Annotated in this window: 15 protein-coding genes; 5 read left to right on the top strand and 10 right to left on the bottom strand. The window is 72.8% G+C overall.

Annotation, left to right across the window (positions count from 1 at the left end; translation table 11 throughout):
* Positions 1-59: 59 nt before the first annotated feature.
* The 4 genes from ACZ41I_RS26295 to ACZ41I_RS26280 all read right to left on the bottom strand — a co-directional run bounded on the left by ACZ41I_RS26295 (position 60) and on the right by ACZ41I_RS26280 (position 2,277).
* On the bottom strand, positions 60-269 hold the full coding sequence (locus tag ACZ41I_RS26295) for a CDGSH iron-sulfur domain-containing protein (protein ID WP_468515182.1): 210 nt from the start codon (positions 267-269) through the stop codon (positions 60-62).
* Positions 250-879: a HemK2/MTQ2 family protein methyltransferase gene (locus ACZ41I_RS26290; RefSeq protein WP_468515181.1), complete on the bottom strand. Its 630-nt coding sequence runs from the start codon at positions 877-879 to the stop codon at positions 250-252. Before ACZ41I_RS26290 ends, ACZ41I_RS26295 begins: the two co-directional genes overlap by 20 nt.
* A gap of 45 nt (positions 880-924) precedes the next feature.
* A complete protein-coding gene (locus tag ACZ41I_RS26285; RefSeq protein ID WP_468515180.1) occupies positions 925-1,938 on the bottom strand; it encodes an iron-containing redox enzyme family protein in 1,014 nt (337 codons plus the stop codon).
* A gap of 165 nt (positions 1,939-2,103) precedes the next feature.
* Positions 2,104-2,277 carry a hypothetical protein gene (locus ACZ41I_RS26280; protein WP_399775149.1) on the bottom strand — a complete coding sequence of 58 codons (174 nt, stop codon included), beginning with the start codon at positions 2,275-2,277 and terminating at the stop codon, positions 2,104-2,106.
* Between the two features lie 436 nt (positions 2,278-2,713).
* Here ACZ41I_RS26280 and ACZ41I_RS26275 point away from each other — a divergent pair, with 436 nt between their 5' ends.
* From ACZ41I_RS26275 to ACZ41I_RS26265, 3 genes are read left to right on the top strand one after another with little or no spacing between them, the layout of a single operon-like run.
* The gene (locus ACZ41I_RS26275) at positions 2,714-3,565 is read left to right on the top strand and encodes an SDR family NAD(P)-dependent oxidoreductase (protein WP_468515179.1); all 852 of its coding nucleotides are present in this window, start codon (positions 2,714-2,716) and stop codon (positions 3,563-3,565) included.
* A gap of 6 nt (positions 3,566-3,571) precedes the next feature.
* Positions 3,572-4,492: a DMT family transporter gene (locus tag ACZ41I_RS26270; RefSeq protein WP_363218852.1), complete on the top strand. Its 921-nt coding sequence runs from the start codon at positions 3,572-3,574 to the stop codon at positions 4,490-4,492.
* A 50-nt stretch (positions 4,493-4,542) separates the two neighbouring features.
* Positions 4,543-5,280, top strand: a complete 738-nt coding sequence (locus ACZ41I_RS26265; RefSeq protein WP_468515178.1) for a polysaccharide deacetylase family protein — start codon at positions 4,543-4,545, stop codon at positions 5,278-5,280.
* 584 nt (positions 5,281-5,864) lie between these two features.
* Here the strand turns inward: ACZ41I_RS26265 and ACZ41I_RS26260 are convergent.
* On the bottom strand, positions 5,865-6,953 hold the full coding sequence (locus ACZ41I_RS26260) for an MGDG synthase family glycosyltransferase (RefSeq protein WP_468515348.1): 1,089 nt from the start codon (positions 6,951-6,953) through the stop codon (positions 5,865-5,867).
* A 203-nt stretch (positions 6,954-7,156) separates the two neighbouring features.
* Here ACZ41I_RS26260 and ACZ41I_RS26255 point away from each other — a divergent pair, with 203 nt between their 5' ends.
* Complete coding sequence (locus ACZ41I_RS26255; RefSeq protein WP_468515177.1) at positions 7,157-7,975, top strand: ribonuclease BN; 819 nt, start codon at positions 7,157-7,159, stop codon at positions 7,973-7,975.
* Here ACZ41I_RS26255 and ACZ41I_RS26250 read toward each other — a convergent pair.
* The 5 genes from ACZ41I_RS26250 to ACZ41I_RS26230 all read right to left on the bottom strand — a co-directional run bounded on the left by ACZ41I_RS26250 (position 7,972) and on the right by ACZ41I_RS26230 (position 15,019).
* A complete protein-coding gene (locus ACZ41I_RS26250) occupies positions 7,972-10,797 on the bottom strand; it encodes an NHLP bacteriocin export ABC transporter permease/ATPase subunit (RefSeq protein ID WP_468515176.1) in 2,826 nt (941 codons plus the stop codon). The genes ACZ41I_RS26255 and ACZ41I_RS26250 overlap by 4 nt on opposite strands.
* Before the next feature lies 1 nt (position 10,798).
* Positions 10,799-13,030 (bottom strand): NHLP family bacteriocin export ABC transporter peptidase/permease/ATPase subunit, encoded by a 2,232-nt coding sequence (locus tag ACZ41I_RS26245; protein ID WP_468515175.1) that lies wholly within the window; start codon positions 13,028-13,030, stop codon positions 10,799-10,801.
* Positions 13,027-13,833, bottom strand: coding sequence for an HlyD family efflux transporter periplasmic adaptor subunit (locus ACZ41I_RS26240; protein ID WP_363218847.1), 807 nt, complete (start codon positions 13,831-13,833; stop codon positions 13,027-13,029). Before ACZ41I_RS26240 ends, ACZ41I_RS26245 begins: the two co-directional genes overlap by 4 nt.
* A gap of 101 nt (positions 13,834-13,934) precedes the next feature.
* A complete protein-coding gene (locus ACZ41I_RS26235) occupies positions 13,935-14,150 on the bottom strand; it encodes a type A2 lantipeptide (RefSeq protein ID WP_363218846.1) in 216 nt (71 codons plus the stop codon).
* Positions 14,151-14,605: 455 nt separating this feature from the next.
* Positions 14,606-15,019, bottom strand: coding sequence for a PaaI family thioesterase (locus ACZ41I_RS26230; protein WP_363218845.1), 414 nt, complete (start codon positions 15,017-15,019; stop codon positions 14,606-14,608).
* A 200-nt stretch (positions 15,020-15,219) separates the two neighbouring features.
* Here ACZ41I_RS26230 and ACZ41I_RS26225 point away from each other — a divergent pair, with 200 nt between their 5' ends.
* Positions 15,220-16,734: a S1 family peptidase gene (locus ACZ41I_RS26225; RefSeq protein WP_468515347.1), complete on the top strand. Its 1,515-nt coding sequence runs from the start codon at positions 15,220-15,222 to the stop codon at positions 16,732-16,734.
* The last annotated feature ends 32 nt before the right edge of the window (positions 16,735-16,766 follow it).

Here is a 16,766-nt window from a genome sequence, read left to right as displayed (position 1 = left end):
CGCTCCCCGGGCAGGCCCGTGGGGGGCCTTTCCCGGGGAGCGGCGAAAAACAAGCGGTTTCAGTCGCTGTCCTTGGCCTTGCGCCGGTGACTCGTGTCGCACCAGGGGTAGCGGCGACTGCGCCGACAGGTACACAGAGCGACACGGAAACGGTCCGAAGACACCGTCGTGCCGTCCTCCAATTCGATCTCGACCGGTCCCTCCACCAGCAGCGGCCCCCGCCGCTGCACCGTGATCCGACGGGCCCGGTCAGCGCGTTCGTTCGGCACGGACGACCACCAGCTCCTCCCTGTCTTCGTCCGGGGAGATGAGGCCGCGCCCGCGCAGCCACTCCTCCCGGGAGCGCAGCACCGGCCCGAAGGTGATCCAGCGGCGCCGGATCACCGCGGCCTTCAGACCCGCGGCGCGCAGCAGTTCCAGCGTGCGATAGGGATCGCTCAGCGAGGAGTGCACGGTCAGCAGCACGCCTCCGGGGCGCAGCAGCGCGGGTGCGTCCCGGCAGATGCGGTCCAGCAGCAGCCGTCCGTCCTGGCCCGCGTCCCAGGCCCGGGACCTGCCGCGCGGGCCCCGGCCGGCATCGGGTGCCGGAACGTAGGGCGGGTTCGCGAGGATCAGGTCGTACGTACGGCCCCGGACCGGCGCGAAGAGGTTGCCGCGCCGGATCCGTACCGGCAGCCGGGCCAGCCACGCATTCACCCGTGCCGTCAGCACGGCCAGCCGGGACACGTCCACTGCCGTGACCTCGGCGCCCTGCCGGGCCGCCGCCAGGGCCAGCGCCCCGCTGCCGGTCCCGACGTCGAGGACGCGGGCACCGGGCGGCACAGCCTCCTCGCGGAGGGCCTCGACCAGCAACTCCGTGTCGTCCTGGGGGGCGTACACGCCCGGTAGCGCCAAAGTGATCACATCGCGCGAGTACCCCGGCATTCAGGATGTATGGGCCATTTCCGGCTTCAGGGGCGCTCGCAGGGAGGAGCGCCCGGCGCGCCAGTCGGCGAGCAGCCGACGGGCCAGACGGTCCTCCAGATACTCGGTGGCGTCGATCCCGAAGGCGACGTCCGGCGCCAGCTCCGGCTCCTCGGCGAGCAGTCCGCCGATCACGTCATGGCGTACGACCTGTTCGTGCACCGCGTCCGCCTCGACGTGCTCGTCGTAGAAGAACTCCGCAGCGGCTCCGGCGCCGGTGCGGCGCATCGCCTCGGCGAGCCGGCGGGAGCCCGGCGAAGAGGTGATCTCCACTTCGGCGAAATGGCCCACCAGCGCGGCGCGCAGCTCCCGGTGCAGGCCGAACAGGGACATCAGGTTGACGACGGCCAGCATCTCGGCGCGGGCCGCGTCCAGATAGCGGCCGTAGGCGGTGTCCAGGCCCAGGTCCGTCATCAGCGCGGCGAACAGGCGCGCGTGCACCCGGTCGGCCCGGCCGCCGCCGAACTCGTCGTACTCCACCGCCGCCATCGCCGCCTTGGCCCGCCCCCACAGCCGGGGCAGCACCCAGGCGTGCGGGTCGGCCTCCTTCAGGTGGTACAGGGAGCGCTGGGCGGCGTACTCGCGCAGGTGCCACAACTCGCCTTCGGCGTGGAGGAAATGGGTCACCCCGGTCCCCTCGGCCGGTTCGACGAGGAGCGCGGCGAGCGCGTCGTCGAGGCTGTCATGGCACGGCGTGTCGGCGCGCAGCGCGGACAGGAAGCGCCGCTCCAGCGCGGCGCGGACGCGAAGCAGGTCCGGGTCCCATTCGAACTCCGGGCCGACACCGGCGAAACCCCGGTAGTGCAGCTCGTAGCACAGATACAGCGCGAGCTGCAGGTCGTCGCCGTAGGGATCCGCCGCCTTCGTCTCCTCGGGGCGGGGGAGGGAGCCCGCACCGCGCAGGTACGCGGTGATCGCGGCGGACAGAGGGCCTCGGGGCGGGGGCAACTGGGGGCCTCGGGGATGGCTGCTCATGAGGCTCGGGTACCCCAGCCTCCGCAAGGCATCAATGAGGCATCAGGTGGTCCCTCCGGAGCCGTCGGTGCTTCCTCACAGCCGCCGTGCTTCCTCAGAGCCGTCTTCCTCTGAGCCGCCGGTGGTCCCTCCGGAACGTTTCGGTGAGCCGCCGGTCCGGCCGTCTCACTCTCCTTCCGCCTGCTCCTGCGCCGCGGTGTTCGGAGTGATGGCGTCCCCGGCCGCACCCGAAGCCTCGGCCTCGTCGCGCTTCTCGGCCTCCTCGACCTCCCGGAGCACCTCCTCCAGCGCCGACTCGGGCCGGTCCTCGTGCTCGTTGCCACCGTTCCCGCCGGACATGGCGCCTCCTCCCGTCCTCGCCGACGTCTTGATCCACCACGGGTTACCCGCCCGTGCCGTCTCAAGCGTCCCGCCGGGGAATGCGCCGGGTACACCGGGCCGGCACCGCCCGCCCTACCGCTCGCAGGCGTCACCGGACCGGCGCACCAGCCCCGGTTCCAGCGGCGGCCACCCCTGACCGGCCCGTCAGCCACCGGTCGGCCACCCCGGCACCAGCACGGCCGCGCCGCCCAGGACGAAGAGGAGTCGTGCGCAGCCAGGCGGTACCCCGCCCGCACCATCCGGCGATTTCGGCACCTCGGTTCCGGCCGACGCAGGCGTTCGGCGGGGTTCCGCCGTGCGCGGTGTTTCAGTGTGTGGCGCCCTGGATACACCGCGAGGGTTCGGCCCCGGAACTCGCGAGCCCGTGCACACACGTCGCAGTGAGGTCGTCACCATGTCCCATGCCCCGCCCCCCGCAGGACCGTCGGACCGCACCGGGCCGGTCGCGACCTCCGTCCCCGAGCCGGGTCCCGCCCCACGATCCCGGGACCAGGCCGGCCGGCACCGCGCCGCCCTGGTGACGGGTGCCTCCTCGGGCATCGGCGCCGTCGTCGCCCGCCGGCTCGCCGCCGAGGGCGGCTGGCGGCTGGTGCTGAACGGACGCGACACCGCACGCCTGGAGCAGGTGGCCGCCCAGGTCGGCGCCCTGGCCCTGCCGGCGGACCTCACCGGGCCGGGCGCCGGCCGTCTGCTCACCGATCTCGTCCTGGACCACGCGGGACGCCTCGACCTGCTGGTGGCCGGCGCCGGCGTGGGCTGGGCCGGCGACTTCACCGGAATGCCCCACGCCCGCATCGACGAGGTCGTCGGCGTCGACCTGCTGGCCACGCTGCACCTCGTGCGCGCTCTGCTGCCCCACATGGTCGCGGCCGGCTCGGGGCGCATCGTGCTCATCGGATCCGTCGCGGGCAGCTTCGGCGTGCGCGGCGAGGCCGTGTACTCCGCCGCGAAGGCCGCCCTGGCCGCCTTCGCCGACTCCCTGCGCTACGAGCTGCGCCGTACCGGGGTGGGCGTCACCCATGTGATCCCCGGCGTGGTCGACACCCCCTTCTTCGAGCGGCGGGGCGCCCCCTACACCAGGGCCTGGCCCCGCCCTGTGTCACCCGAACGGGTGGCGGACGCCGTCTGGAGTGCCGTGCTGCACGGCAAGGACGAGGTGTACGTCCCCGGCTGGCTGGGCTTCCCCGCCCGGGTGCGCGGCGTCGCGCCCGGGCTCTACCGGCGGCTCGCCGCGCGCTTCGGATGAACCGCCATGACCGCCGTGACCGTGCTGCTCGCCCTGCTCGCGGCGCTCTCCAACGCCTCCGCCTCGGTGCTGCAGCGCCGGGCCGCCGTGCAGGAATCCGACGAGGGCACCGGAGCGCGGGCCGCCCTGCGCCGGCTCACCCATCTGCTGCAGCGCCCCAACTGGCTGGCGGGCACCGGGCTGCTGGCGCTGTCCAGCGTGCTGCAGGGCGGGGCGCTGGCCACCGGCAGCCTGTCCCTCGTCCAGCCGCTGCTCGCCGCCGAGCTGCTGTTCACCCTGGTCGTGGGCAGTGTCGTCTTCCGGCGTGCGCCGGACCGCCGGACCTGGCTGGCGTTCGCCGCCCTCGCCGTCGGGCTGGCCCTCTTCCTCGTGGCCGCGTCGCCGTCCGCCGGGCTGCCCACGGCATCGCCCCGGTCCTGGCTGGTGGGCGGCTGCGGAGCGCTCGGTGCCGTGGTGCTGCTGGTGGCGGCCGCCCGTCCGACGAAGGGTGCCGCCCGGGCCGCGCTGCTCGGCCTCGCCTCGGCCGTGTCCTTCGCGACCACCGCCGCACTGCTCAAGGAGGCCGTGGGGCGGCTCGGCCAGGGGCCGGACGCGATGTTCGGCCACTGGTCGCTGTACGCCACCGGCGCCGTCGGGATCGTCGCCTTCCTGCTGCTGCAGAGCGCGTTCGGCGCCGGTTCCCTGACGGCCTCCCAGCCTGCCCTCACCCTCGGCGACGCGATCACCAGCGTCATCCTCGGCTGGGTGCTGTTCGACGAGGTGATCCATCTCGGACTGCGCGTGATTCCGGAAGTCATCGGTGTCGGGCTGATCGGTGCGGGCAGCCTCGGGCTCGGCCACGCGTCGGCCGAGGGACAGGAGTGGGACACGCACGTGCGGGACCGCCGGGACCGCAGGACACGTCACTCGAACCGAGCACACCGTTAGGACGGCGCCGTGAGAGAGCGGGGCCCCACCACCAGGAGGGCAGTTCAGCGATGTCCCTGATGTCCGGCCGCCCATGGCGGAAGGCGGCCCTGCTGCTCCCGGTCGGGGTCGCGGCCGCACACATCGGACCGGCGGCCACCTGGCTCCCGGGCGTACGGCTGCTGCTGTTCCCCGGGCTCTGCGGCACCGGCCGCCGCCGGCACGTCGCGCTGACCTTCGACGACGGCCCGGACCCCGCCTCTACGCCACGTTTCCTGGACGCGCTGGACGAGCTCGGCGTGCGGGCGACCTTCTTCGTGCTCGGCGAGAACGTGGTGCGCCATCCCGCGCTGGCCCGGGAGACCGCCCGGCGCGGACACGAACTGGCGGTGCACGGCTGGACGCACGACCGCCCCTGGCAGCCCGCCCCCGCCCGGGACGCCGCGCAGGTCGCCCGGACCGTCCGCGCGGTGCACGACATCTGCGGCCACCTGCCGCAGTGGTACCGGCCGCCCTACGGGATCCTCACCTCCGGACGCTGGCTGGCCGCACGCCGGGCCGGGCTGAGGCCGGTGCTGTGGTCGGCGTGGGGCAAGGACTGGACGGCCGACGCCACCCCGGCGTCCGTACGGGACCGGGTCGCGGCGGATCTGCGCGGTGGTGGCACCGTCCTGCTGCACGACTCCGACCGCTTCGCGGCCCCCGGTTGCTGGCGCTCGGCCCTCGGCGCGCTGCCCGCCCTGGTGACGGACTGCCGTGAGGCCGGCCTGTCGATCGGCCCCCTGCGCGACCACGGGGCACTTCACTGAGAACTCCCTGCCGCGTGGCTGGGTGGACGCGGGGCGCTGATGCGGGGTCGGGGGCCGGGGAGTCGCCCGACGTGTGGCCGGCAGACGCGGGCGAATCGCCCGAGGCGGTGGCCGGGCAGGGGCCGGGGAGTCGCCCGACGTGTGGCCGGGCAGAGGCTGAGGAGCCGAACGCGAGCCGGGCCCCGAGCCCGGGCTCAAGCTCCCTGGCCCGAGCCCGGGGCCCCGACCCTGGAGCCCAACCCCTGACTTCCGAGCCCGGGGCTCAAGCTCCCTGACCCGCGCCCCGGAGCCCCCGAGCCCTGGCCCTAGCCCGCGCCCCGGAGCCCCGAGCCCTAGCCCCGAGCTCCGGAGCCCCCGAGCCCTGTCCCCGAGCCCGAGCTCCGGAGCCCCCGAGCCCTGGCCCCGAGCCCGCGCCCCGGAGCCCCAAGCCCCTGGCCCCCAGCCTCCCGTCGGCTGACCGGCGCGGTGGGCCGCGGTGGTGCGGGCGTCGGCGTTCCGTGTTCCTGCGTCACAGCGCCGTCGGGTCCCAGCGCGGTCACATGTGCGCCGTCGGGTCACAGCGCGGTCACATGTGCGCCGTCGCGTCACAGCGCCGTCACATGCGCCATCGGGTCACCCCGGAACAGCGCCCGCCCCCAGGCCACCCGTTCCGCCCGCTCCGGGCTGCCTTCCGTGAGCCTGTCCAGGGCCCTCAGCAGACCGGGCACGTCCGGAGCCAGTTCCGACACGCCGAGGTCGGCCATCCGGCGGACCCCGTCCACCCCATGGCCGGGCAGCGGCCGGTACCCGATCACCGGCAGCCCGGCGGCCAGGGCCTGTACGGCGGTCTGGCCGGCCGCGTTGTCCAGCAGGGCGTACGCGGCCGACAGCAGCCCGGGCATGTCGTCCACCCAGTCCAGGGCCAGCACCCCGGGCACCCGGGCCACCCGCTCCCGCAGCCCGGCGTTGCGCCCGCACAGCACCACCGGCAGATATCCGGCCCCCGCCAGCAGCCGGGCGGTGGTCTCCGCCCGGGACGCCGCGCCCCAGGCGCCGGCGGACAGCAGGACAGGCCGCCGGCCGGGCGCCTGCCCGGCGAAGCGCTCCCGCCACCGGGCCGCACCGGGTGCCGGTGCACAAAACTGCGGTGCGACCGCCGGACCGGTCGTCACGACGGGCCTGCCCACGGCCCGGCGCACTTCGGCCGCCGCCCCGTCCGTGAGGCACAGATACTGGTCGTTGCCGGGGTGCAGCCACTGCCGGTGCACGGCGAAGTCGACGAGGAAGACGGCGCTCGGCACCCGCAGCCGGCCCCGGACCCGGAGATGACCGGTGAGCTGCGCGGCCAGGTGGAAGACCGACACCACCACATCGGCGTCCAGCCGCCGCACGAGGTCCGTCAGCCGGTCAGCGGCGAGCCGGGCCAGCGGTACTCCGCTCGGGCGCGGCCCCGTGCCGCCGCGCAGGAAGGCGCCGTAGACACCGGCGTACGCCCAGGGAAAGTGTCGTACCGACGCCTGGTACGAGCGGCGCAGCCCGCCGCCCAGGCCGTACGGCAGCAGCCGCAGCACGTCGGCCACCTGCGGCTCGTGTCCGCACGCCGCGGCCCGCCGCGCCAGTTCGGCGGCCACGGTGTCGTGACCGGCTCCCATGCTCGCGCTCAGGATCAGCGGGCGTCGCCGGACGCCCGGCATGGCCGGTTCCGGGCAGGGCACCTCGGCAGGAGTACGCACGGGTTCCGATTCTCCGGTGCGCACCGCCCGCAAACCGCTCACTCCGCCGCCGTGTCACCGACAGCACGGGCACGCGACACGGCACCGGCGTGAGTTGCCCGGAGCGCGCCGGGGTGGATGAATCGGCACAGGACAGCGTGTGGGCGGCGAGCACGGGAGGAGCCGTGAGGCGGTTGCGGCGCGGGCTGCACCGCGCTTGGGAGTGGCTCCGGGCCGGAGCCCTGCTCGAACACGGCCGCGAGCTGGAACTGATGCACCGGGCCATGGGCTTCGCCACCCTGGCGCTGGTGACGCTGGCACCGCTGCTCATCGTGGTCGCCGCCGCCGATCCCCTGGTGCGGGGCGGTTTCGCCTCGTGGCTCACCGACGGCATGGGCCTGTCCGGCCCGTCCGCCCGTGTGATCACCGACGTCATCAGCCCGCCGCGCAAGGTCATCGGCACGACCAGCGTCCTGGGCGGTGTCCTGCTGGCCGTGTTCGGCGTGTCCTTCGGCGGCAGCGTGCAGAACGCCTACGAACGGATCTGGGGCGTGCCCCCCGGCCCCTGGCACCGGATCTGGCGACAGGCGACCTGGCTGGTGGTGCTCACCGCCTACCTCTACCAGGAGGTGGCGACGAAGAACTCGCTGCACGGGGGCCAGCGGATCGCCCTGTCCGCCGTCAGCGGCGTGCTGTTCTTCTGGTGGGGGCAGCGTTTCCTGCTGGGCGGCCAGATCCACTGGCGCTCGCTGTTCCCGGGGGCCGTGGCCACGGTCATCGGCCTGGTCGGCCTGAGAGCCTTCTCCCACCTCGTCTTCACCCCGCTCATCGTCACCAACGCGCTCAGCTACGGCGCCGTCGGCACCGTGCTCGTGGTGGAGTCCTGGCTCATCGGCGTCGGCTTCGTCATCTACGGCGGTGCCCTGTTCGGCCGCTGGTTCTGCGAGCACCACTGGATGCCGCACCACGACGACCACCCGGATGCCGAGGAGGAGCCCGGTTAGGCCAGCTGCCGGCGCACCAGCTCGTGCAGCCGGCCCGTGGTGTCGGCGAGCAGCTCGGCCGGGGTGCCCTGCTGGACGACCTTGCCCTCCTCCATCACGATCACCCGGTCGGCGTCCAGGACCGTCGACAGCCGGTGCGCGATGACGACCCGGGTGGCGTTCAGCTTGCGGGTGCTGTCGATGACGATGCGCTGGGTGTCGTTGTCCAGGGCACTGGTGGCCTCGTCGAAGAACAGGATGCGCGGTCGCCGGATCAGCGCCTGGGCGATCATCAGGCGCTGCCGCTGACCGCCGGAGATCGCCCCGCCCGCGGCCACGATGGTGTGCAGGCCCATCGGCATCCGCTTGATGTCCTCCGCGAGACCCGCCAGCTCCGCCGCCGCCATCGCCTCCTCCGGCGTGTACGGCTCGGTGCCGCAGATGACGTCCAGGACGGAGCCGGTGAACGGCTGCGCGTGCTGGAGCACCACCCCGCACTGGCGGCGCACCGCCGACTGGTCGAGCGCCGCGAGGTCCTGGCCGTCGTACAGGACACTGCCGGAGACCGGCTTGTCGAAGCCGATGAGCAGCCTCAGCAGCGTGGACTTGCCGCAGCCGCTGGGTCCGACGACCGCCACGAACTCGCCCGGCCGGACGGCGAAGGACACGTCGTCCAGGACGAGCGGGCCGTCGTCGGCGTACCGGAAGGAGAGCCGGCGGGCCTCGATCGCGCCGGACAGCGGGCCCGGCCGGGTGCTCGACGTGCGCACCTCGGGGGTCGCCTCGAAGACCGGCTTGATCTCCTCGAACAGCGGCAGCGCGGCCACCGCCGAGACGAACGATCCGGTCAGCTGGGTGACCGAGGTCAGGACCATCGTCACCGAGGAGTTGAAGGTGAGAAAGTCGGCCGCCGACATCGCGCCCTTGGCCGGGCCCGCCAGCAGCATGAACATCAGCAGCGTGCACACCGGCAGATAGATCCCGCCGAGCACCGTGGTGAGGTTCTTGATCCGGCCGACCTTCTGCTGCAGTTCACGGCTGTGTGCGAACTCCCGGGCCCAGGCCGCGTAGGCGTAGTTCTCGGCCGCCGCCACCCGCAGCTTGGGCAGCCCCCGCAGGGTCTGGAAGGCCTGGTTGTTCAGCTTGTTGCCGAGCACCACCAGCTTCCGCTGCCAGCGCACCTGCCACAGCCCGAGCCCCAGGAACACGGCGGCGATGACGACGAGCATGCCGATCGCCGCCAGGGCCATCGACGGGCTGTACCAGAACAGCAGGCCCAGGTTCATCGCGCCGACGGTCACCGACTGCGCGACCACCGGGCCGACGCCCGCCAGCAGCCGGCGGATCGCGCTGATGCCCATGGCGGCACTGGCGAGTTCACCGGTGGAGCGCTGGGTGAAGAACCGGGTGGGCAGCCGCAGCAGCCGGTCCCAGACGGCCGGCTGCAGCGCGGCCTCGATACGGCCCTCCAGACGCAGGATGGACAGGTTCTCCAGCAGCGTGAACGCCGCCGCCACCACGCCGCTCACCATCACGGCCAGGCACACCTGGACGATCAGGCCCTCCTGGGCGCGCGGCACGTACTCGCCGAGCACCTTGCCCGTCGCGATCGGCACCAGCGCGCCGATCGCCACCGTCACCAGCCCGGCGAGCAGCAGACCGAGCAGGTCCCCGCGGGTGCCCTGAAGGCTGAACCGCAGCAGGCCGAACGGCGAGAGCCCCTTGTCGGGCAGTGGCCGGTAGAACATCACCGCGCGCGGCTCGAACTCCTCCGCGTTCGCCTTCTCGACCGGCGTCTCGCGGCCGGTGCCCGGATGGACGGCCACATACCCGCCGCGCCGCCACAGCAGCGCGACCGGTGCCCCGGACAGCGCCCGGTGCCCGACCAGCGGGCCGACGTTCTCCCGCCACCAGCGTCCTTGCAGCCGTACGGCCCGGGTGCGCACCCGGGAGGCGAGCGCCACCCGTTCGACCGGGTCGAGGCGTTCGCTCTCGGTGCCGCTCTGCGCGGGCTCCGCGAGCTTGATCCCGGCCGCCTCGGCGACCAGCTTGCAGGCCGCGTACCCGGCGTCGGCGTCGGCGGCCGTCGTGCGGCGGGCCGAGCGCTTGCCGATGGACGCCAGCAGCGTCTGGTCCGCCTCGGCGCGCACCGCCTCACCGGCCTTGATCCCGGCCGCCGTACGGGTCTCGTGGGTGCGTTCCAGCTGCTCGATCCACCGGTCCAGCGCGGTCAGCAGCCGGTACTGCTGGTCCACCATGGACTGCCACAGCGCCGGGTCCATCAGCAGGTCGGCGGCGGCCTCCGCGCCGTACAGCGAGCCGTACTGGACGCTGCCCGGCGGCACCTGCATCCAGAACACGTCGTCGTCGGTGGGCGCCTGGGCCCGCTCCTCCGCCATCGGCGCCTGGAAGAGCACGGACAGACCGCGCCCTACGCCGAGCGCGACCGCGTACTCCAGCGGGCTGGTGGCGGGCGGCACGTACTGGGGGTTGCCGTACTCGTCGTACGACCAGGTCTGGGTGTTGGCCGGCTGGTACAGCTCGCGCAGGCTGATCCGGTGCACCACGCAGTCGCGGACCGGGCGGGCCACCAGGGTGTGCTGGGGCCCGGCGACCGGGCCGAGCAGCAGCGCCCCCGCCTCCAGCCGGCCCAGGTGGTGCCAGTGGCCCTGCTGGACGGCGTCCACCGCGAACAGGTCGAGCGCGCCGGCCGCTACCAGCCACAGCACCTGCGGGCCTTCGAGGTCGAGGCGGTTGAGACCGGCGCAGTCCATGCGGGTGCCCAGGGACCCCAGCGCACCGAGGACGAGGTCGCCGTCGTAGCCCTCCTGAACGGTCGTCATCTCATCGCTCCCTGACCAGCGCGGCGTACGCACCGCCGCGCGCCACCAGCTCCTCGTGCCGCCCGCGCTCGACGACCGTGCCGTGCTGGAGCACGACGATCTCGTCGCTGTCGCGGACCGTGCTCAGCCGGTGCGCGATCACCACGCAGGCACAGCCGCGCCGGCGCAGGTTGTCCATCACGACCAGCTCGGTCTCCGCGTCCAGCGCGCTGGTCACCTCGTCCAGCACCAGGATGCTGGGCCGGCGCACCAGCGCCCGCGCGATCTCCAGGCGCTGGCGCTGACCGCCGGAGAAATTGTGTCCGTCCTGCTCGACCTTGCTGTGGATGCCGCCGGGCCGGCGCATCACCACGTCGTACAGGGCCGCGTCCTTCAGCGCCTCCAGCACGGCCTCGTCCGGGATCGACGGGTCCCACAGCGCCACGTTGTCGCGGACCGAGCCCTCGAAGAGGAACACGTCCTGGTCGACGAAGGAGACGGAGGCGGCGAGCGCGCCGCGCGGAATGTCCTCCAGGCGGCGGCCGTCGATGCGGATCACGCCGTCCCACGGGGTGTACAGGCCCGAGATCAGCCGGGACACCGTGGACTTGCCGCTGCCCGAGCCGCCCACCAGCGCCACCTGCTGGCCCGGTCCCACGGTCAGGTCGAAGCCGCTCAGCAGCGGCTTGTCCAGCGGGCTGTAGCCGAAGGTGACGTTCTCCAGCTCGACATGTCCGTGCAGCCGGCGGGTGGAGTCGGCGCCGCCGGGGCGGGCGTAGAGCGGGTCGGTCTGGAAGTTCTCCACGTCCTTCAGCCGGGCCACGTCGGCCGCGAAGTCCTGGATGCGGCCCGCCACGCCGTTGAGCCGGGTCAGCGGTGCGGTGAACCGGGTCACCAGTGCCTGGAAGGCGACCAGCAGACCCACCGAGATGTGCCCCTCGACCGCGCGCAGGCCGCCGATCCACAGGATCAGCGCGCTGTTGAAGGTGGCGAGGGTGGGAGCGACCACACCCAGCCAGGCGCTCGGCACACCGAGCCGCTGCTGCTCCTCCAGCGTGGCGGCGTGCTGCCCCGCCCACTTGCGGAAGTAGCCGTCCTCACCGCCGGTCGCCTTCATCGTCTCGATCAGCTGCAGGCCGGTGTACGAGGTGTTGGTCAGCCGCGCCGTGTCCGCGCGCAGCTTCGCCGTACGGGTCGCGCGCAGCCGTACGACCAGCCGCATGGCGACCACGTTCAGCAGGGCCACGCCGATGCCGACGAACGTCAGCTGCGGGTCGTACGTGTAGAGCAGCACCGCGTACAGCACGACGACGATCGCGTCGACGCCCGCTGCCGCGAGGTCGCGGGCCAGGGTCTCGGCGACCTGGTCGTTGGACTGCAGCCGCTGCACCAGGTCGGCGGGGGAGCGCTGGGCGAAGAACGTCACCGGCAGCCGCAGCAGATGACGCAGGAAGCGGGCGCTGGAGAGGGTCGAGGAGATGATCCGGCCGTGCAGCAGATTGGCCTGCTGCAGCCAGGTCAGCACCAGGGTGAGCAGGACGCAGGTCGCCATCGATGCGAACAGCACGCCCAGCAGGGACGTCTGGCCGCCGATGAGGAACGTGTCGATGTAGGTGCGGCTGAGTGCGGGTACGGCGGCGCCGACCGCGACCAGCAGCAGGCTGGCCAGGACGGCGGCGGGCAGGGTGCCGGCGGTGCCGCGCAGCCGGGCCGGCATCGCGCCGAGCACCCCGGGCCTGCGGCCGCCCCGGGCGAAGCCCTCGCCCGGCTCCATGACCAGCACCACACCGGTGAAGCTGCCGTCGAACTCCTCCATGGGCACGAACCGACGGCCCTTGGCAGGGTCGTTGATGTACACGCCGCGCCGGCCGAAGCGGCGGCCCATGCCGTCGAAGACGACGTAGTGGTTGAACTCCCAGAACAGGATGGCCGGTGCCCGCACCTCGGCGAGGGCGGCCAGGTCCATCTGCATGCCCTTGGCCGTGAGGCCGTAACCGCGGGCGGCCTTCAGCAGGTTGGAGGCGCGCGAGCCGTCGCGGGAGACACCGCAGGCGATGCGCAGTTCCTCCAGCGGGACGTGCCGGCCGTAGTGGCCGAGGACCATCGCGAGGGAGGCGGCGCCGCACTCGACGGCCTCCATCTGGAGCACGGTGGGAGTACGGACCGTGCCGCCACGGGGCTTGGGGACCGGCCGCCGTTTGGCCGGGGCGGCGCGTCTGCGGGCAGCCCGCGGGCCTTCGGTCGAAACGGTCACGGCAGGAGCCAATCGACGGGATGCTGGTCGGCCAGCTTGATCGAACCGGAGGCGAGCGTCATGGAGTCCAGCCGGAACGGCGGCCCGTCGGTGGTGGACCAGCGGTAACCGCTCTTGGTGGCCGTCGACTCATCGAGTGCGACCAGGACGGCCACCGGGCGGCCCTTGCGGGTGAACTGCTCGCCGAGCTGGCTGTCGCCGAGGAACGCGGAGATCGACTGGGCGGACTGCGCGGTGCGGTCCACGGCCTTCACATGGCCGCGCAACACGCCGTACGTCCGGGTCGGCACCGAGGAGACGGTGAGGTCGACGGCGGCGTGCGCCGGGATTGCGGCGGCGTTCTCGGCGGGGACGTACACGGTCGCGTACAGCGGGTCGGAGGCGTGCGCGACCTTCTCCACCGCGGCGACATTCGTGCCGGTCCGGATGATCTGCCCGATGGTGGCGGCGAGCGCGGTGACGCGGCCCGCGGCGACCGTGCGGACCACGGAATCGCCCTGGCCGGTACGGACCTTGAGGACGGGCGCGTTCGCGGGCAGCCGCTCGCCCTGCTTGGCGAGGACGGCCGTCACCTGGCCGGACACCGGGCTCTGCAGCAGATAACTGCCCTGCCCGTGGGTGAGGACGGCCGGTGCGCCGACGGTGGAGGCGACCGAACCGGTCACGGCCCAGACGGAGGCCGCCGCCATGACGACGACGGTGACACCCAGGGCGAGCCAGCCCTGCGGGCGGGCCAGCCGTACCGGAAGGTCCAGCTCTTCGGGCGACTGGAGCTTGGCGAGGGCCTGTTGGCGGAACTGCACGGGACTTCCCTCACCTGTGGGAGAGACGCTGGTGTTTCAGGGCATCCGAGAGTCCCGGAACCGACGAACGGCTCCGGGACTTCCGATGCAACGAGGTGCGATCAGAGACCGGCGACCAGGTTGGTGACCGGGGCGACGTTCAGACCGGTGACACCCTCGACCGTGCTGATGGCGGTGTCGGCAACGCCGGAAACCGGGGCGACGCCGTTCACAGCACCGGTCACGGTGTTGAGGGCGTTCACGGAGAGACCGCCGGAGACGTTGTCCAGCTCGGCGTCCGAGATCTCGACGGTCTCAACCTGGGGGGTGGAGTTCATGGTGGAACTTCCCTTCCTGATGGATATTTCACAAGGGGGAGAGCGGCCCCCTCTGGGGACAGACGGACGGCCGCGGCCGCGGGCGCCGGACCCCCGTCTCCGGGAGCCCGCCGCGACCCCCGCGGTGCGATGGATCAAAGCACGCACACGGGGCGCGCTTCCAATCAACCAGGGCTCTCACCTGGGAATTTGACGGTGGAAAGGGGCCATCCGTGCAGGCGTGTGCACGCGGTGTCGGCGACTCCTTCACATGCGGCACCGCATCGGCGCGTCCGGTCCCTTGCCCGCCGGACGGCGAAACCGGCACTCCACGCCAAAGGTGTGCCGGGGGGCGCGCGGATGTGCAGATCCCCGGTCGGCGGTGACTTGGTTGAGTATTCAATGTGTAGATTCCCTGAAGCAGGGATTCCACATCGTGCTCAGAACGGACCGTTACTGATCAGTAGCGGAGCGTGTCAGCCCAGAATCGCGTACACCGTGCTCGCCCGGGCCGCGAGCGCCCCCGAACCGGCATCGCTCAGCGTGATGTCCGCGAACGCCATCCGGCGGCCCAGCTTCGTCAGGATCGCTTCGATCCGGACATCCGAACCGGTCACCGCGCGCTGGAACGACGTCGACTGCTGAACCGTCGTCATCGGCACGAAGCCGCCCCGCGCGGCGGACACCGCGATCACCGTCGCGGTGTCCGCGGCGGCCATCAGCGCCTGCCCCGACAGCCCGCCGCCCTCCCGGGCCAGCCGCTCCGACCAGGGCAGTCGCAGCACGGCCCGGTCCTCGCCCAGCGTCTCGACGGTCAGTCCGAGATCGAGCACCCAGGGGGCGAAGTTGGCGGAGAGGATCTTGTCGGCTTCGGCGGGGGTCATCGTCATACGGGGGATTGTTCCCGGCGGCCTCCCACGACACGCGGACCATGGCCGATTCGCCCGTCCGGTACGGCTGTTGGGAAACGGAATTGAACACACCGCGCAGCCGGTCCGTACGTACGGCCATCCAGGCGCCCCGCAATCAACTGCCCGTCAGTGGCAGAGCCCCCGTCCCCAGGAGGTCGAGAAGTTTGAGTCACAAGCGAATGCCCAAGCGCAAGGCCGCGATAGCGGTGGGCGGTGTCGCGGCGCTCGGAGCGGCGGCCCTCCTGCTGCCGAACGCCAACGCGTCGCAGGACAAGGACCAGGCGTCGGGCACCACCGGCACGGCGAAGACGCTGAAGGCCACTCAGGCCTCGAACCTGGCCGCGCAGCTCCAGAAGTCCCTCGGTGACGCCTTCGCGGGGTCGTACTTCGACAGCGGCAAGCAGCAGCTCGTCGTCGACGTGGTCGGCGGTGACAGCAACACGATCGCCCAGGCACAGCAGGCGGGCGCGGTCGTCCGCCAGGTGAAGAACAGCACCCGCGCCCTGAAGGCAGCCGCCGGAACGCTGAAGACCAGGGCGACCATCCCGGGCACCTCCTGGGCCGTCGACCCGCGCACCAACAAGATCCTGGTCACCGCCGACTCCACCGTCACCGGTGCCCGGTGGAACAGACTGCAGTCGACCGTCCAGAGCCTCGGCTCCGGCATGGCCACCCTGAAGAAGTCCGCCGGCACCTTCAAGACCTTCGTCTCGGGCGGCGACGCCATCTTCTCCCAGACCCAGCAGGGCGGCGTGCGCTGCTCCCTCGGCTTCAACGTCACCGCCTCCGACGGCAGCCCCGCCTTCCTGACGGCCGGTCACTGCGGAGTCGCCGCCAAGGACTGGTCCGACTCCCAGAACGGTCAGCCGATCGCCACCGTCGACCAGGCCAAGTTCCCCGGCAACGACTTCTCGCTCGTCAAGTACAACGACGCGACCACCCAGGCGCCCAGCGAGGTCAACACCGGCAACGGCCAGACCGTGCAGATCACCCAGGCCGCCGACGCGACCGTCGGCGAGACCGTGTTCCGCATGGGATCCACCACCGGACTGCACGACGGCCAGGTCACCGGGCTCGACGCCACCGTGAACTTCCAGAGCGAGACGAACCCCGGCGGTGTCGACACCGTCAACGGCCTCATCCAGACCAACGTCTGCGCGGAGCCCGGCGACAGCGGCGGCTCCCTGTTCACCCAGGACGGCGGCGCCGTCGGCCTCACCTCCGGCGGCAGCGGTGACTGCACCAGCGGCGGCGAGACCTTCTTCCAGCCGGTCACCGCCGCCCTGCAGGCGACCGGCGCGACCCTCGGCAACGGCGGCAACGCGGGCAACGGAGGGAATGCGGGCAACGGAGGGAATGCGGGCAACGGAGGGAATGCGGGCAACGGAGGAAACGCGGGCAACGGCGGGAACGGCGGCGCCGGCGACAACGGCAACGGCGCGGGCGACCAGTCCGGTTCCGCCGCCCCGTCGGCCTCGGCGGGCGACCAGTCCGGCGCGGGCGGTGACCAGTCCGGCGCCGGCGACCAGTCCGGATCCGCCGACCCGTCCGCCTCGGCCGGTGACCAGTCCGGGAACGGCACCGTTGCCCCATCGGGGAACGGCGCGGGCTCCGGCGACCAGTCCGGCAGCGGAAGCGACCAGTCCGGCGCCGGCTCGGCCCACGACGGATCGTCCCTGACCGGCAGTCGCTGACCCGAACGTCACCCAGCTCCCCGGCCGGCCTC

It is taken from the genome of Streptomyces sp. NPDC030799, from assembly GCF_055572255.1.
Note: the sequence above shows the minus strand (reverse complement) of the source record. Positions and strands in the feature narration are given on the sequence as shown.

What these genes read in the sequence shown, in the direction of transcription:
- ACZ41I_RS26275 (WP_468515179.1), top strand. Translation starts at nt 2,714, where the DNA reads ATGTCCCATGCCCCGCCCCCCGCAGGACCGTCGGACCGCACCGGGCCG.
- ACZ41I_RS26250 (WP_468515176.1), bottom strand. Translation starts at nt 10,797, where the DNA reads ATGACGACCGTTCAGGAGGGCTACGACGGCGACCTCGTCCTCGGTGCG.
- ACZ41I_RS26260 (WP_468515348.1), bottom strand. Translation starts at nt 6,953, where the DNA reads ATGCCGGGCGTCCGGCGACGCCCGCTGATCCTGAGCGCGAGCATGGGA.
- ACZ41I_RS26280 (WP_399775149.1), bottom strand. Translation starts at nt 2,277, where the DNA reads ATGTCCGGCGGGAACGGTGGCAACGAGCACGAGGACCGGCCCGAGTCG.
- ACZ41I_RS26265 (WP_468515178.1), top strand. Translation starts at nt 4,543, where the DNA reads ATGTCCCTGATGTCCGGCCGCCCATGGCGGAAGGCGGCCCTGCTGCTC.
- ACZ41I_RS26225 (WP_468515347.1), top strand. Translation starts at nt 15,220, where the DNA reads ATGCCCAAGCGCAAGGCCGCGATAGCGGTGGGCGGTGTCGCGGCGCTC.
- ACZ41I_RS26235 (WP_363218846.1), bottom strand. Translation starts at nt 14,150, where the DNA reads ATGAACTCCACCCCCCAGGTTGAGACCGTCGAGATCTCGGACGCCGAG.
- ACZ41I_RS26285 (WP_468515180.1), bottom strand. Translation starts at nt 1,938, where the DNA reads ATGAGCAGCCATCCCCGAGGCCCCCAGTTGCCCCCGCCCCGAGGCCCT.
- ACZ41I_RS26270 (WP_363218852.1), top strand. Translation starts at nt 3,572, where the DNA reads ATGACCGCCGTGACCGTGCTGCTCGCCCTGCTCGCGGCGCTCTCCAAC.
- ACZ41I_RS26230 (WP_363218845.1), bottom strand. Translation starts at nt 15,019, where the DNA reads ATGACGATGACCCCCGCCGAAGCCGACAAGATCCTCTCCGCCAACTTC.